The organism is Myroides oncorhynchi, assembly GCF_020905415.1.
GTDB lineage: Bacteria > Bacteroidota > Bacteroidia > Flavobacteriales > Flavobacteriaceae > Flavobacterium > Flavobacterium oncorhynchi_A.
In genome coordinates, this window is the sequence record NZ_JAJJMP010000001.1 from 2,893,150 (window position 1) to 2,909,831 (window position 16,682).

The following is a 16,682-nucleotide window of genomic DNA, read 5'->3' on the forward strand; positions in this document are numbered from 1 at the left end:
TAGTAGTGATCAGGTATCTAAGAATAAATACAAAAGTACTTTATTTGCTTTTGCCACTAATGTTTTGCTTTAGTGTTATATGGAGTTGTTCTGATAAAAAAAAACATCGTGATTCTGTGCATAGCACCATTAATAACTATATTAATGATTATAATGCTTACTTGGCTGATTCATTAGATTTTAAAAAAACAGATTCTATTGGAGAATTAGTGCTTTGCTTGGCTAATTCACGTTATAATAGGGGACTTATAAGGGAATTTATCTCCAAGACCAATAGTGAAAAGAAGTATAGTGATCGTTTGTTAGACTACTCTGTAATGGAAACAGATACCTTTGGTATAGCTAGTGCTTTATTATTAACAGGGAAGTATTATACATCCAAGTTTATGACCGATAGTTCGTATTACTATTTTAGTCAAGCAGAGAATTTCTTTTTGAAAATAAACGACTCTATTCATCTTAGCGAAGTCTATTTTCATAAAGCCTTATTACTATCTAAAAATGGGGTTTACTCCGAGGCGGAAAAACAAATACTTAAATCTGTCAATTATAATACAAATGTCACTTCCTTAGTAGGAAGGTTTCGGCAGTATATAATTATTGGTGACGTATTTAGTGGGCTAGGAATGTACGACGACGCACTTCACTTCTATAATCAATCCTATGAACTACTAGAGAGCAAAGAATACCTTTATGAAGAATCCTTTCAGGAGATTAACCTAAGGAGAATATACGTACTCGATAACGCAGCAACAGTATACATGCGCCAAGGTAAGTATAAAGAGGCTACAGAGTTATTAGAGAAGGCGATTAATAATTATGTTGATTTTACTAATATAAATTCGGAGCGCTATTATGCTTATTTAGCAGTTAATTTAGCAGAGCTTAATATAAAAAAGAAAGAACTTACTTATGTTCATTCTCTACTTAATCAAGCCATCAGGATCGGAATTAAAAATAAAAATAGGATTATACTAGATAAAGCTAAATTAGAACTAGCAGAGTATTACTATTTGACCAATCAGCGTGATTTGGCTAAACCTCTTGTTGAGGGAGTTTTTACAGAAGTAAAGGAAAATGACGATTTTAAATCTCAATTAAGAGCATTAGAAATTTTAATTTCATATGAAGGCAAAAACTCTTCTAAGTATTTTGAACAATATGTAGAAATAAGTAAGTTATTTAAAGGAGAAGCTAACCTTGTTAGAAATAATTTTATTCGTATTAAAGAAGAAGCTGATTTACTAGTTGGTATTAATAAACAACTAGGGGATAAGAATAAACAATTGATGATAATAGGTCCCCTTTTAGTGTTGGTGTTAGGAGGGATATTACTTATTTATATCTACCGCTCTAAAAAGAGAAAGATAAGACTGATAAAGATGTTTCAGAAGGATACAGAGCAGTATTACAACTCTATTATCAATATTCAAAATTATCTCAACTTAGCAAAAGATAGAGAACGCGGAAATATAGCTAGAGAACTTAATGATGGAGTGATTAACAAGCTATTTGCAGCTCGCTTTTCTCTGATGCAATTAGAAAGCGAATGGATTGAAGATAAAAAGCAGATTCTAGTTAATGAAATAGTGGAAGTAGAGAGGTATATTAGAGAGATATCGCATACTCTTGTGACTGAGAATATAGACAGGGTACAGGGATTCGAACAGCTTCTAAAAGAACTGATATTAGTGGAAGATAGAAAATCAGATATACATATCAGTATAAGATTTGCCCCTAACTTATCTTTAGAAACACTTAGTCATAGACAGAAGATAAACATCTATAGATCTTTACAAGAAATATTACTCAATGTTCACCTTCACTCGCAGGCAAATAATTGTAAAGTTAGTTTTAGATATAAGACAGTAGATTTATTGGAAATAAATGTGATAGATGATGGCAAGGGTTTTGATATCCGTAGTATTGTTAAGGGATATGGACTTTTAGGTGTTAAAGAGCGAATTGAGATTATAAAAGGGAAATTCTTTATCTCCAGTAATCTAGGAGAGGGGACGAGCTTTATCTTCTTGATACCAGTATAGTACCCTTAAATAATGACATTGTTGTATATATTTGCATTGATTTAACCCAGATTTGTATAGTAAGTTTATACTTGTTTATTCTTATATAATTGATATGATTTTTAGAGTGTTGAAATATAGCTTGGGGCTGATCTGTCTATTGTTGCTCTTGAATTGTACTAACAGAGTAGACCAGAGAAAAGACAAAATAGCAAGCCTTAGTGAGTTTGTCAAAAGTTATAACCGTTTTAATTCTACTCATCAGGATAAGGCTGATGCGGATTCGGTAGGTAAGATAATCCTGACACTTAAGAATACTCAAGAGAGTAGGGATTTGTTGTGCAGATATATTTTGTTAACTAATGCAGATAAGAAGTATATAAATGAATTATTTATAAAATCTAGAAAAAAAGAGGATAAGAAGAACGAAGCTCATGCTTATTTTTTAGTAGGTAAACGGCATGCTCAAAATTTCCAAATAGATAGTACTTACTATAATTATACAAAAGCTGAGTTTTTATTTAAGTCGATTCAAGATTCTGTAAACTTACAAGAGATATACACCCATAAGGCGATAGTTCTTTTGAATAATAGTATTTTTATAGAAGGACAAGAGCAGATTTTAAAAGCAATGAGTATTAATAAGCATCATAAAGATGCTCGAATTGAATATTCAGAATCTGTAATTATGGCAAATTCTTTAGTAGGACTTGATCAATTGCCTGAAGCTTTAGATGAATTAGATCGTGCTTTGACACTTTTAACAAATCCAGAGATATCTAAATTCTTTTTGCCTGATGCTATTCGATTGAATAAAATTACTATTTATTATAATATAGCAGAGGTATATATCAAGCAGGGTGAATATAAGCAAGCTAAAGACTTAATTCATGGTGTAATTGATAATTATGTAAATGAAGGAACTGTAATTGATGATATGATGTTAGCACATTTACTTTATAATTTGGCTAAAGTCGATATTAAAAGTAATAACTATAAAGATGTAGAAACAAACCTGACTAAGGCAATTAACATACAGTTGAAGAATAAGAATCTACAAGATTATCAAACATATAGAGTCTTATTGGGAGAGTTTTATTATTTGACGCAACGAGATAGTGAAGCGATAGGATTATTGGATGACGTAATTCTTTATGCTAAAGAGCAGAGTAGTTTGACTCTAGAACGAGAAGCACTGTCTATATTATTGAAGTTTCGAAAAGAAAATTACCAAAATAACTTTATAAGATATGAAAAGATCAACAAACATATTCTAAACGATAATAATATTATTAAAAACACTTTTGCTAGATTGAGTTTTGAAGCAGATAACCTACAACGGGCTAATCAGAACCTGCAAAATCAGAAAGAATTATTAACAAAGGTAGGAGGCATTGTCTTTTTTGTAGCTATTATCATCTTTTTTATCCTTTTGTTTAGACAGAAATCGAAAGAAGTATCGTTAGTTAAATTACTTCAAATAGATACAGAGAAGTATTATAACTCTATTATGAACGTTCAGAATGAACTAGCTGAGGCAAGGCATTTAGAAAGAAAAGAAATAGCAAAAGAGCTTCATGAAGGAGTGTTAAATCGCTTATTTGTTACCCGATTCTTACTTATGCAGGTAAACAAGGATTCAGTGGAGGATCATAAGAGCTCACTGATTAATGAGGTTAAACAAGTAGAACACTATATCAGAGGTGTTTCACATGCCTTGGCAAATGATGAAGAGTTTAAGATTAATGAGTTTGATCAGCTGTTAGGCGACCTAATCGCTATTCAAAACAGATGTGAGTCTACTGAGTTTAATCTTCATATTGAAAAAGGGATTTGCTTTGTTAGGTTGAGCAATAAGTATAAAGTACACATCTATAGAATCGTTCAGGAGTGTTTACAAAATGTACATAAACACGCCGAAGCAACTCAATGTAATGTCTTGTTTGTTATTAAAAGTAAAACGAGTTTTGAGGTTATTATAAAGGATAATGGCATTGGTTTTAACACTGATATTGTCAGAAAGGGAATAGGCTTTGCTAATATCAAGGATAGAATCCTATTTATGAAAAGCAAACTACATATTGTCAGCTCTGGGCTTACTGGAACCAAAGTATTCTTTCTAATCCAAACCAAAGACATAAAGGAAAATTAACAACAAAAGGGACTGTCTTCACAAGAGAGTCCCTTTTGTTGTTTTTAATTTTTCAGTATTAGATTTCCACTTGTTTATCTGCACCGAATTTAATGCGTTTAGAGAAATACATCAAGACTGCGATAACAGCGAATAGTCCAATACTTCCTACAATTAATGCCGCTTCTTTTAATTGTAACAAGAAGAATAGGAATGCGTACAAGGCAGCTAGTAAGCCAAAGATAGAGGCTGCTATTCTAAGGTTTTTACTCAGTCCATAGATAAACGAAGTAATCAATAGCACCGTTGCAGATGCCGATATAATATATGCCCATGAGAAGCCTACGTATTCTGCAAATGAGAGTAACAATACAAAGTTAATACACAGCGACAACCCTACTAAGGTATAGTGAAGTATATTAATGCTTAGGTTCTTCAGATTCTCCATAAAGAAGAACGTCGCAAAGGTAAGTCCAATGAATAAAAGCGCATATTTAGTAGCGCGATTTACCTTGCTGTAGAAGTCATTTATTTGGATGAACTTCATACCAAATTTGTATGTATCTAATGTCACTAGACTGTCTAGAGAAGTATTAATGGGAATAGGTTGAAAGATAGTCCACTTTGCAGACACAGCCTGTGTCTGTTTCTCATCGGTATCGGGAAGATAGTTCCCTACGTATTTAATGTCCTTATAATCAGGCTTGATATCTACTTTAGTATCTTTAGCCGAGGCTAAGAAATTGATCTCTGTAGAACCTTTTAGTTTGATTGGGAAGTTGATCTCTGAGATGTTAAATGTCTCTTTGTCAAACTCGTAACTAAGGAAGTTATAGTTGGTATTTACACCTAAGTCGCGATCAAGTTCAAAAGCCTGACCCGCTACCTTATTAATCAAAATCTCCTCAGTAAACCCCTTGCTATCTGATATAGAGAATATAAGTTTAGTACTGATAATGTCTGCTGGATCAGTTACCTTTAATTTCTCTATTATTTTATCCATAGTAGGGAAGCGTGCCTGTACAGCTAAGTTTGTATTGTATAGGGCTACCTCATATAGACTTCTTTTTTTTACTTGCGTTTTGATATCACCAGTGATAACTTGTTTTTCGGGTACCTGTAAGTAATTAGTGCGATGTGTTAGCACTTTTCCTTCCGCATCTATAGAGCGCTCTTTGTATTCGATAAGGATAAAGGGACCATATAGGGTTTGTTCTTGACCCCATTTAGAGGTTACCTCAGAGGTTACTTCTCCCTGGAAGTTTTCTCTCTCGCGAATAAGGCTAGTAATAAACGGTAGTGTGATTAGTAGCATTAGGGATAATACAGCGATGGCGATTCCCTTAAACATTGGTTTTTGACTTTCTTTTATCATGTTTTTTGTTTTTAAAGTACTTTGTTTTTCAAAGTGATTGGGTAAAAAAAATTATTTCAACGTATTAATCAAATTTTCTAAATAGGCTAGGTGCTTTTGAAAAGCTAGTTTACCTTGTTCTGTAGCAGCATAAGTCGTATTGGTCTTTCTTCCTATAAATCCTTTGTTGACTGTAATGTAGTTACTTTCCTCTAAGTTCTTAAGATGAGAAGCTAAGTTTCCATCTGTTAGATCTAGATATTCTTTTAGATCCTTAAACGAAAGGGTATCATTGACCATCAGCCCGCTCATTATTCCTACGCGGATGCGATTGTCAAAGACCTTGTTTAATTTTTCTAAATCGAATTTCATACAGGTATTTATTTAATTTTGTCGTATTTATTCCAAAGGATAACTCCGTAAAGCAAGTGTACTAAACCAAAGCCCAGCGCCCAGAATAATAAGCTGTAATCCAGAAAGTAGAATGCTAATAAACCTAAGGTTATCTCTAGTATAGCTATTGCTTTTACCTCTTTTACCGTATCTTCTTGGATGCTAAATAAGGCTAATCCGTAGAATAATAATGTAGTAGGCAGTGCTAACTGTAATAGAGAATAGCTGTAGAAGATCACACACAGTACCCCTGCTATAATAAGAGGAACTGAGAAGCGAACTAATAATCGCTTTGTTGTTGTATTTAAGAAGGATTGACCAAGTTTGCGCGTCTTTCTGATTGTGAAGTAAAACCCTCCTGTTATCGCTACGATAAATGTGATAATGGCTAATGTCAACAGCATCCCAGCGGTATAAGTAGTCTGATAAGGATCATTAGTGGTAAGGTTCTCGTAAGTGTACGTAGAAGCAGACTGCCAACTATATAACACAGCAGAAGCTGCTAGCCCACATAGACCAACCCAAATACCACTCCATCCACTTAAGCTTAAAAACTTAGTTGAACGCTCCATTATAGACTTGATTTGATTTAAATCATCAATAACTTTATTTGTCATAGCAAAAGTACTTTGAAATACAAAGTTAGTAAAATAACCTTCACTTGTATGTAATAATTAAAAAAAAGCAGAAATATTTTAATAAGGTGAATTCTACTTAGTCCGGAAAGTTTATTCTATAAAGTATGTGTATTATAACAAAAGTAATAACTGTATATGTAAAGACATCAATACCTGTTATTTGGTTATGTAGGTATTGATAAGTTGGGTAGGCTGCACTCAAGACAAGTACAATTATAAAATAGATTATTTTTTTTAAAATCATGATTATTTAATTAAATAAAGACAAAGGTAAGTTAATCGTTTATAAAGGTATCAGTAGTTTAATTATAAATTAGCAAGGCTTATATTAAAGAACAGATTCTATAAAGTAGTTTCAATAGTCATAGATGCTGCTAATGAAGCAATTTCTAAGAAATAGTTTTCACTTGCTTTAATGTCTCATAAGATATAGAAAATCAAGGAAGGCTTGTGTTCGAGATTTCGATTGAGCAGTATTTTTTGTCAGTTTAGGATTAAATGAAACAGTTGTAAATAGTAAATTTGTTACTTTGGGTCAATTAATTAAATAATGAATTATGACACAGATTACTGCCTATACTTTCACCACAGCTAAAGATTTGACACAAGAGCAAAGCATAGACTATAATAATCAAGTAGATCAGTTTAATGTCTGGCCTGCTTATGTATTAGCAGATAAAGTGAATCTAAAATATTGGCCTGCTATATATGAGCTGTTTGCAGACTGTCAGTTTTATTTGTTAGAAGGGGAGGTAGTCGTGGGCAATGGGAATTGTATTGCACTGCATCTATCAGAAACAGAGTTGGCTAACCTTCCTGATAGAGGATGGGATTGGGCATTAGAGAAATCTGTATTAGATTATAACAAGGGGCTTGTCCCAAATACACTATGCGCTTTACAGATCGGTTTAAACAAAGAATATCAAGGTAAGGGGATAAGCAATCAACTAATCAGTTATATGAAGAGTATCGCGCTTAAAATGAGTTTAGATGCTTTTATTCTTCCAATACGCCCAAATCTTAAAACCAACTTTCCACTTATTGCGATGGATCAGTATATTAAGTGGACAAATAAAGAGGGCTTACCTTATGATGCTTGGGTACGAACCCACGTTAAGGGAGGAGCTAACATCGTGAAAGTATGTAGTGAATCTATGATTGTCAAAGGAACTGTAAAAGAATGGGAATCGTGGACAGGACTGACCTTTCAGAGTTCAGGAGAATACTTACTTCCTGTGCTTCTTAATCCAATAACAATTGATTTAGCAAATGACCGTGGTATCTATATAGAACCCAATGTATGGATGCAATATGACTTAACTTTATAAAGTATGCCTATTTATGTATATAGGAATTGCTTTGTAGTATTTGGCTATCGCATATTTTGGGTTAATCTCAATTATTTAGTCAATAGTAGCGAATTTAGCGAATATTTATTATATTGGCATTCTACAAAAAACTAAAACATTATGCAACAAAATACACCCTATACGCCTACTAACAAGGTGCGTATAGTTACTGCTGCGGCTTTATTTGACGGTCACGATGCAGCGATTAATATTATGCGTCGTATTATTCAAGCGACCGGATGTGAGGTTATTCACTTAGGACATGATAAAAGTGTAGAAGAAGTAGTGAATACAGCTATTCAAGAAGATGCAAATGCTATCGCTATGACTTCGTACCAAGGAGGACATAACGAATATTTTAAATATATGTACGACCTTCTACAGGAGAAAGGTGCAGGACATATCCGCATTGTAGGAGGTGGAGGAGGAGTAATCCTTCCCAGTGAAATAAAAGAACTAATGGACTACGGTATCACGCGTCTATATTCTCCAGATGACGGACGTGCAATGGGATTACAAGGGATGATTAACGATATGGTACAGCGTGCGGACTTCCCCACGATGGATCTACAACTTCCCGAGGGAAAAGATGTATATCAATCTCTTGCAGATAAAGACATCACCACGATAGCTCGTTTAATCTCTTTAGCGGAGAACAGAGAAGAGGATTTCCTTAAAGTATTCCAATTCGATCCAGAGAAACACAGCAGCACACCAGTATTGGGAATCACAGGTACAGGTGGTGCGGGTAAATCATCTATGGTAGATGAGCTGGTGCGTCGCTTCCTTATTGACTTCCCTGAGAAAACAGTAGCTCTAGTTTCGGTCGATCCTTCTAAGCGTAAGACCGGGGGAGCATTGTTAGGAGATCGTATCCGTATGAATTCGATTAACAATCCTCGTGTATTTATGCGCTCGTTAGCTACTCGTCAGTCTAACTTAGCGTTATCTCGTTATGTTGAAGAAACACTTCAAGTACTTCAGGCAGCTAATTACGACCTAATTATTCTTGAAACTTCGGGAATTGGGCAGTCAGATACAGAGATTTTAGACCATTCTGATGCTTCATTATACATTATGACACCTGAGTTTGGTGCGGCGACACAGTTAGAGAAGATCGATATGCTTGACTTTGCTGATATTGTGGCAATCAATAAGTTTGACAAGCGCGGGGCATTAGATGCAATCAGAGATGTAAAGAAACAATACCAACGCAACCACAACTTATGGGATGCTAACCCTGATACGATGCCAGTATTTGGTACAATCGCTTCTCAGTTTAACGATCCAGGAACCAATGCTTTATACAAAGCGATTATGGATAAGGTAGTTGAAAAAACAGGGGCTAACCTAACCTCTAATATAGAGATTACAAAAGAAATGAGCGAGAAGGTGTATGTTATTCCACCTAGTCGTACACGTTACTTATCTGAGATTGCTGAGAACAACCGCAAATATGACGATACTGTACTTTCTCAAAAAGAGGTAGCACAGAAATTATACGGGATATTCAAAACAACACAGAGTGTATCGGGCAAATCAGCTGAGATTGATAAATCAGGAATTGTAGAACAGAGTGTTGCTTGTAAAGACGCCGATACACAATTATTTATAGGCCTATTGTTAAAGGAATTTGACAAGGTGAAGATGAACTTAGATCCATACAATTGGGAAGTTATCTTGATGTGGGATCAGAAAGTAAACAAGTACAAGAATCCTGTTTACTCTTTTAAAGTTCGAGATAAAGAGATCAAGATTGCTACCCACTCAGAGAGTTTATCGCACTTACAGATACCCAAGATTGCCTTGCCTAAATATGAAGCTTGGGGTGATATCTTGCGCTGGTCATTACAGGAGAATGTACCAGGTGAGTTTCCTTTCACTTCTGGGCTTTATCCGTTTAAACGCGAGGGAGAAGATCCTACGCGTATGTTTGCCGGAGAAGGGGGGCCGGAGCGTACAAACAGACGTTTTCACTATGTGTCTTTAGGGATGCCAGCCAAGCGTTTATCTACTGCTTTTGACTCGGTGACGTTATATGGTAACGATCCAGGACATCGTCCTGATATCTATGGTAAGATTGGTAATGCGGGAGTTTCTATCTGTTGCTTAGACGATGCCAAGAAGCTGTATTCAGGGTTTAACCTTGCGCACGCCTTGACCTCTGTATCCATGACAATCAACGGGCCAGCACCGATGTTACTTGGTTTTTTTATGAATGCAGCTATTGATCAGCAATGTGAGATCTACATCAAAGAGAATGACTTAGAAACAGAAGTTGAAGCAAAGATTGAAGCAATCTACAAAGTAAAAGGAGTAGAAAGACCTCGTTATAATGGTGCTTTACCAGAGGGTAACGATGGCTTAGGACTTATGCTTTTAGGAGTAACAGCAGACCAGGTGTTGCCTGAGGATGTTTACCAAAAGATAAAAACAGAGACTTTATCACAAGTGCGTGGTACAGTACAAGCAGATATTTTAAAAGAAGACCAAGCTCAAAATACGTGTATCTTCTCTACCGAGTTTGCACTTCGTTTAATGGGTGACGTACAAGAATACTTTATTGAGAAAAACGTGCGTAACTTCTACTCTGTGTCTATCTCAGGATACCACATTGCCGAGGCAGGAGCGAACCCAATTACACAGTTGGCATTTACATTGGCTAATGGATTTACGTATGTGGAGTATTACCTAAGTAGAGGGATGGATATTAACGCTTTCGGGCCTAACTTATCTTTCTTCTTCTCCAATGGTATTGACCCTGAGTATGCAGTAATCGGACGTGTTGCTCGTCGTATTTGGGCCAAAGCATTAAAGAATAAGTATGGTGCTAATGAGCGTGCACAGATGTTGAAATACCATATTCAGACATCAGGCCGTTCACTTCACGCACAGGAGATTGACTTTAATGATATCCGTACTACGCTTCAAGCGCTTTATGCTATCTATGACAACTGTAACTCTCTTCATACCAATGCGTATGATGAGGCTATTACTACACCTACGGAAGAATCTGTACGTAGAGCAATGGCAATTCAGTTAATCATCAATAAAGAGCTAGGACTAGCTAAAAATGAAAATCCAATCCAAGGTTCGTTTATCATAGAGGAACTAACGGATTTAGTAGAAGCAGCTGTATTAGCAGAGTTTGACAGAATCACGGAAAGAGGTGGAGTATTAGGTGCAATGGAAACAATGTACCAACGCTCTAAAATCCAAGAGGAGTCACTGTATTACGAAACGCTAAAACACAACGGTGAGTTCCCTATCATTGGGGTAAATACTTTCTTGAGCTCTAAAGGTTCGCCTACAGTAGTTCCAGCAGAGGTAATCCGCGCTACGGAAGAAGAAAAGTTATTCCAAATCAAAACAAAGGAAAACTTAAACCAAGCCAATCAAGCATTAGTAACCGCAGAATTAGCACGTATTCAAGAGATTGCTGTCCAAAACGGCAATATCTTCGAAGCGCTAATGGATGCCTCTAAAATATGTTCGTTAGGTCAGATCACTTCGGCGTTGTTTGAAGTAGGAGGACAGTACAGACGCAATATGTAAGATATAATAATCGCTTATTTATATAAAGCCTGTGGACTATGTGTTCACAGGTTTTTTTTTGTCCCAAAAATAAATAATTACTATTTGGAAGCTTTAAAACTCACCTTTACAAAGTAAGTATAAACTAAGAGTAAACTTGTGCATTTTAGCTAGATTTTGATAGGCGAGTTCTTGTTAGAAACGCTTGTGTTTTATCAACCAGAAAGCTGCGGGGTTTATACTTTTAAAACATCTTATTTAGCAAATAAGTATTAAATAAAAACAAAGCCTTTTTAAGACAAATATTGCCTTGAAATACACCCAGTTTTAAGCAGATCGTTTTCCAAAGACATTTATCCCAGGAATAAGGCAGGGTGCCTTTTACCTTAATTTATAAATGTCATTTTTATGAAAACAAAAACAATCAAACAAAGGCTATTCTTACTACTTGTTGTATTAAGTAGTTTACCACTTTTAGCCCAAGGCAATGGAGTAGCAGGTATCACTGAAGCTACTCAAATGGTTACTTCTTATTTTGATCCAGCCACAAAACTTATCTACGCTATTGGAGCGGTGGTGGGACTTATAGGAGGAGTAAAGGTTTACAACAAATTCTCAAGCGGTGATCCCGATACAAGCAAGACAGCGGCAAGCTGGTTTGGGGCTTGTATCTTCTTAATTGTAGCAGCTACAATCCTTCGTTCATTTTTCCTTTAAAAAATGTAGTATGAAAAAATATAGCATCAATAAAGGAATTGGAGCCAGCGTTGAGTTTAAAGGACTCAAGGCGCAGTACCTATTTTATTTTGCAGGCGGACTCTTGGCTAACCTTATTGTTATAATGGTTATGTACATGGCAGGGGTAAACAATCTTATTTGTTTGAGCTTGGGTATTGGATTATCAGGCTATCTGATCTACAAAGTATTTTCAATGAACAAGAAATACGGTCAGTATGGGCTTATGAAACTTCAAGCCAGAAAGTACTTTCCAAGATACATCATCTCTAGGAGAGATATCAAGGGGTATTTCAATCAGACTAATTTAAAATTTAGAGACTATGAGAAATACAGCTAAAGCAAATACTCTTGAGAGAATGTTTCCCATCTTATCTGTGGAGAACAACTGTATTGTTTCCAAACAAGGAGATATCACGGTTTGTTATAAAGTCATCTTACCTGAGATATTTACTATTTCAGATAAAGAGTATGAGATTATGCACTCGGTTTGGTTTAAGGCGGTAAAGACACTACCTGAGTTTACGGTGGTGCACAAACAAGATTGGTTTATAAAGGAAAATTATGAGGCAGATTTTAAAGATGGCGAGCAAAGCTATTTAAGCAGAAGCTTTGAAAGACATTTTAACGAGCGTCCTTTTTTAAACCACAGTTGTTATTTGTTTGTGACAAAGACAACCAAGGAGCGTATCAAAAGTCAAAGTAATTTCTCTTCACTAACAAGAGGTGAGCTTATCCCTAAACAAATTAGGGATAAGGGCACCATCGCAAACTTCATTGAAGCAACAGCTCAAATGCAAAAGATTGTAAATGACAGTGGGCTTATCCATTTAAGTAAACTCTCAGAAGAAGAAATTATTGGAACGGAAAATGAGAGTGGTTTATTAGAACAGTATCTAACCCTTAGTAAAACCAGCAGAGGAAGCCTTCAGGATATCGCCATAAGCGCAGAAACGGTAAGGGTAGGGGATAACAGGCTATCTGTGCATACGCTCTCTGATGTGAATGATCTTCCAACAGAAGTTACCAAGGCGAGTAAATACGATAAGCTATCAACTGATAAAAGCAGTTGTACGCTTTCTTTTGCAAGTCCACTTGGTCTTTTACTAAACTGCAATCACATCTATAATCAGTATTTGTTTTTAGAGGATAGCGATTACAATTTAAAGCAGTTTGAAAAATCAGCCAAAAATATGCACTCACTAGCTAGATACAGCCGGGCCAATCAGATTAATAAGCAGTGGATAGAGGAGTATTTAAATATCGCTCATAGTCAAGGGTTAACCTCGATAAGAGCTCACTTTAATGTAATGGCCTGGTCAGATAACGCTAGCGAGCTTAAACAGCTTAAAAACGACTGTGGTAGCGCACTAGCGTCTATGGAGTGTAAGCCAAGACACAATACAGTGGACGCTCCAACACTTTACTGGGCAGGTATGCCAGGAAATAGTGGAGATTTTCCAAGTGAAGAGAGCTTTTATACGTTCATTGAGCCAGCCCTTTGTTTTTTTTCGGGAGAGACTAATTATCAAGACTCTTTATTGCCTTTTGGAATTAAGATGGCAGACAGATTAACAGGAAAGCCTATTTATTTAGATATCTCGGATCTTCCGATGAAAAAAGGAATAATCACAAACCGCAACAAGTTTATCTTGGGACCCTCGGGTAGTGGTAAGAGCTTTTTTACCAATCACATGGTAAGACAATACTATGAGCAAAACGCGCATGTACTCTTAGTTGATACAGGTAACTCCTATCAAGGACTATGTGAATTAATACACGCAAAGACTAAAGCAGCAGATGGAGTTTATTTTACCTATACTGAGGAAAATCCGATAGCCTTTAACCCTTTTTACACGGATGATGGAGTGTTTGATATTGAAAAAAGAGAGAGTATTAAAACGCTCATCTTAACTCTTTGGAAGCGTGATGATCAGCCGCCCTCTAGATCGGAAGAAGTAGCGCTTTCAAACGCCGTTAACGGATATATTATAAAGCTTCAAAAAAGCAGTGTAAAGCCAAGCTTCAACAGTTTCTATGAGTACATCAAAACAGATTATAAAAAGGAGCTAATCAAAAAAGAGGTTAGAGAAAAAGACTTTGATCTGGCGAACTTTTTAAATGTGCTTGAACCTTACTATAAAGGAGGAGAATATGACTATCTATTAAACTCAGAAAGCGAGCTTGATCTACTGAACAAACGCTTTATTGTCTTCGAAATTGATAGCATAAAAGACCACAAAATTCTGTTTCCGATAGTGACTATTATCATTATGGAGGTGTTTATAAACAAGATGAGACGCCTTAAAGGACAGCGCAAGTTAATCTTAATTGAAGAAGCTTGGAAGGCAATAGCTAAGGAGGGGATGGCGGATTATCTACGCTATCTTTTTAAGACCGTTAGGAAGTTTTTTGGAGAAGCAATCGTAGTAACGCAAGAGGTTGATGATATCATTCAATCTCCAATTGTAAAAGAGAGTATCATCAATAATTCAGACTGTAAGATCCTGCTTGATCAGCGCAAATATATGAACAAGTTTGATGATATACAGGCTATGCTTGGTCTTACTGACAAAGAGAAAGCTCAGATATTATCTATTAATCTTGATAACAATCCCAACCGCCTTTACAAAGAAGTATGGATAGGTCTTGGAGGAACACACTCAGGAGTCTACGCTACAGAGGTAAGCTATTCAGAATACCTCGCCTACACAACTGAAGAAACAGAGAAACTTCAAGTGATGAACTTGGCTAAAGAGCTTGATGGCAATGTAGAACTGGCTATAAAACGCCTTGTACAAGAAAAACAGGAGAGAGAAAACAAAGAACTCTAATCCATCAAAGAATCAATCAATTAACCAATCAAAATTTTACAAATATGAAAAAACTATTTCAGGTAATAATATTAGCAGGACTATGTGCTTTACCAATTAAGTCTAACGCCCAGTGGGTAGTCACTGATCCCACGAATTTGGCTTCAGGTATTTTAAACAGTGCCAATGAGATTATACAAACTTCTTCTACAGTTAGCAACGTAGTGAAGAACTTTAAAGAAGTCGAAAAAGTCTATAAACAAGGAAAGGAGTATTACGATAAACTTCAAGCGGTTAACAACCTAGTGAAGGACGCAAGGAAGGTTCAACAGACCGTGCTTTTAGTTGGAGACGTCTCTGAGCTGTATGTCAAGAACTTTGGCAAGATGCTCAACGATCCCAACTTTTCCCCTCAAGAGTTAGTGGCTATTGCCAATGGTTACTCAGTGCTTTTAAACGAGAGTACAGCACTTTTAAAAGAGCTTAAACAGATTGTAAGTTCCACTAGTCTCTCTTTAAATGATAAAGAAAGAATGGATATTATAGACAAAGTTTATAATCAGATTAAGGACTATCACAGCCTTGTTAGCTACTACACTAGAAAGAATATCTCAGTGAGTATTTTAAGAGCTAAGAAAAAGAACAATACCCAAAGGGTAATGGAATTGTATGGGAGCTCAAATCAAAAATACTGGTAGTTATGGACGATAGTAATTTACACGAGGTTTTGCAGAATCTCTATTACGATATGCTTCCACTCTCTAGTGAGATGGCATCGATTGCTAAAGCGGTAGCAGGTCTTGGAGCGCTGTTTTATATTGCCTTGCAAGTATGGCAAGCCTTGGCAAGGGCAGAACCTATTGACGTGTATCCGATGCTTAGACCGTTTGCAATTGGGCTTTGTATTATGTTTTTTCCAAGCCTTGTACTTGGAACGATAAACACAGTGCTTAGTCCTGTGGTTAAAGGTACACATCAAATGCTAGAGCATCAGGTTGTTGATCTAAAAGAACTACAAGAAAAGAAAGACATCTTAGAGCGGGAAACCATGCTTCGCAATCCTGAGACAGCTCATTTAGTTTCTAATGAAGAGTTTGATAACAAGCTTGCCGAACTTGGTTGGTCTCCCTCTGATTTAGCGGCTATGACAGGAATGTATTTAGAAAAGTGGCAACATGATTTTCAAAAGAATTTAAGAGATGCCTTTAGAGAGATATTAGAAATGATCTTTCAAGCAGCGGCTCTTGTTATTGATACCATTCGGACATTCTTTTTAATTGTGCTTTCTATTTTGGGACCACTAGCCTTTGCAATATCTATTTGGAGTGGTTTTGAGTCCACGCTCTCCCAGTGGTTTACTCGGTATATCAGCGTTTACCTCTGGCTACCTGTAGCTGATTTGTTTAGCGCAATGCTTGCTAAGATTCAATCTCTTATTATTGAAAGAGATATGCTATTGCTCAATGATCCAAACTTTATTCCAGATACCTCAAATACGGTGTATGCGATTTTTATGATCATCGGAATTGTAGGGTATTTCACGATTCCAACAGTTACAGGATGGATAATTCAGGCAGGAGGAGCAGGGAACTTTATGCGCAATATGAATCAGACTGCTATCAAAACAGGAAATATAGCCTCAGCTGGGGCAGGAGCTGCAACTGGAAATATAGCCGGACAGCTTGTTAAAAAGTAAAGAGTTATTAATCAT

12 protein-coding genes are annotated in these 16,682 nt (G+C 36.1%); 9 read left to right on the forward strand and 3 right to left on the reverse strand.

Annotation, left to right across the window (positions count from 1 at the left end):
- The first annotated feature begins 116 nt into the window (after nucleotides 1-116).
- Nucleotides 117-2,045, forward strand: a complete 1,929-nt coding sequence (locus LNQ81_RS12645) for a tetratricopeptide repeat-containing sensor histidine kinase (RefSeq protein ID WP_229947249.1) — start codon at nucleotides 117-119, stop codon at nucleotides 2,043-2,045.
- 148 nt (nucleotides 2,046-2,193) lie between these two features.
- A complete protein-coding gene (locus LNQ81_RS12650) occupies nucleotides 2,194-4,176 on the forward strand; it encodes an ATP-binding protein (protein WP_229947250.1) in 1,983 nt (660 codons plus the stop codon).
- 58 nt (nucleotides 4,177-4,234) lie between these two features.
- Here LNQ81_RS12650 and creD read toward each other — a convergent pair whose 3' ends face one another.
- From creD to LNQ81_RS12665, 3 genes are read right to left on the reverse strand one after another with little or no spacing between them, the layout of a single operon-like run.
- Nucleotides 4,235-5,530 carry a cell envelope integrity protein CreD gene (gene creD, locus LNQ81_RS12655; protein ID WP_229947252.1) on the reverse strand — a complete coding sequence of 432 codons (1,296 nt, stop codon included), beginning with the start codon at nucleotides 5,528-5,530 and terminating at the stop codon, nucleotides 4,235-4,237.
- Nucleotides 5,531-5,581: 51 nt separating this feature from the next.
- Nucleotides 5,582-5,881, reverse strand: a complete 300-nt coding sequence (locus tag LNQ81_RS12660; protein ID WP_229947254.1) for a winged helix-turn-helix domain-containing protein — start codon at nucleotides 5,879-5,881, stop codon at nucleotides 5,582-5,584.
- Between the two features lie 8 nt (nucleotides 5,882-5,889).
- Entirely contained in the window at nucleotides 5,890-6,519 is a 630-nt protein-coding gene (locus tag LNQ81_RS12665) for a hypothetical protein (protein ID WP_229947255.1), read from the reverse strand.
- A 578-nt stretch (nucleotides 6,520-7,097) separates the two neighbouring features.
- Here LNQ81_RS12665 and LNQ81_RS12670 point away from each other — a divergent pair.
- The 7 genes from LNQ81_RS12670 (at nucleotide 7,098) to traJ (ending at nucleotide 16,667) form a co-directional block, all read left to right on the forward strand.
- Complete coding sequence (locus tag LNQ81_RS12670) at nucleotides 7,098-7,868, forward strand: N-acetyltransferase (RefSeq protein ID WP_229947257.1); 771 nt, start codon at nucleotides 7,098-7,100, stop codon at nucleotides 7,866-7,868.
- A 141-nt stretch (nucleotides 7,869-8,009) separates the two neighbouring features.
- Entirely contained in the window at nucleotides 8,010-11,444 is a 3,435-nt protein-coding gene (locus tag LNQ81_RS12675; RefSeq protein ID WP_229947258.1) for a methylmalonyl-CoA mutase family protein, read from the forward strand.
- A gap of 387 nt (nucleotides 11,445-11,831) precedes the next feature.
- Nucleotides 11,832-12,140: a DUF4134 domain-containing protein gene (locus tag LNQ81_RS12680; protein ID WP_229947260.1), complete on the forward strand. Its 309-nt coding sequence runs from the start codon at nucleotides 11,832-11,834 to the stop codon at nucleotides 12,138-12,140.
- 10 nt (nucleotides 12,141-12,150) lie between these two features.
- A complete protein-coding gene (locus LNQ81_RS12685; RefSeq protein WP_229947262.1) occupies nucleotides 12,151-12,498 on the forward strand; it encodes a DUF4133 domain-containing protein in 348 nt (115 codons plus the stop codon).
- Entirely contained in the window at nucleotides 12,482-14,992 is a 2,511-nt protein-coding gene (locus LNQ81_RS12690) for a TraG family conjugative transposon ATPase (RefSeq protein WP_229947264.1), read from the forward strand. The genes LNQ81_RS12685 and LNQ81_RS12690 overlap by 17 nt, the downstream gene beginning before the upstream one ends.
- Nucleotides 14,993-15,036: 44 nt before the next feature.
- The gene (locus tag LNQ81_RS12695; RefSeq protein WP_229947266.1) at nucleotides 15,037-15,669 is read left to right on the forward strand and encodes a DUF4141 domain-containing protein; all 633 of its coding nucleotides are present in this window, start codon (nucleotides 15,037-15,039) and stop codon (nucleotides 15,667-15,669) included.
- Nucleotides 15,670-15,671: 2 nt separating this feature from the next.
- Nucleotides 15,672-16,667, forward strand: coding sequence for a conjugative transposon protein TraJ (gene traJ, locus LNQ81_RS12700; protein WP_229947268.1), 996 nt, complete (start codon nucleotides 15,672-15,674; stop codon nucleotides 16,665-16,667).
- The last annotated feature ends 15 nt before the right edge of the window (nucleotides 16,668-16,682 follow it).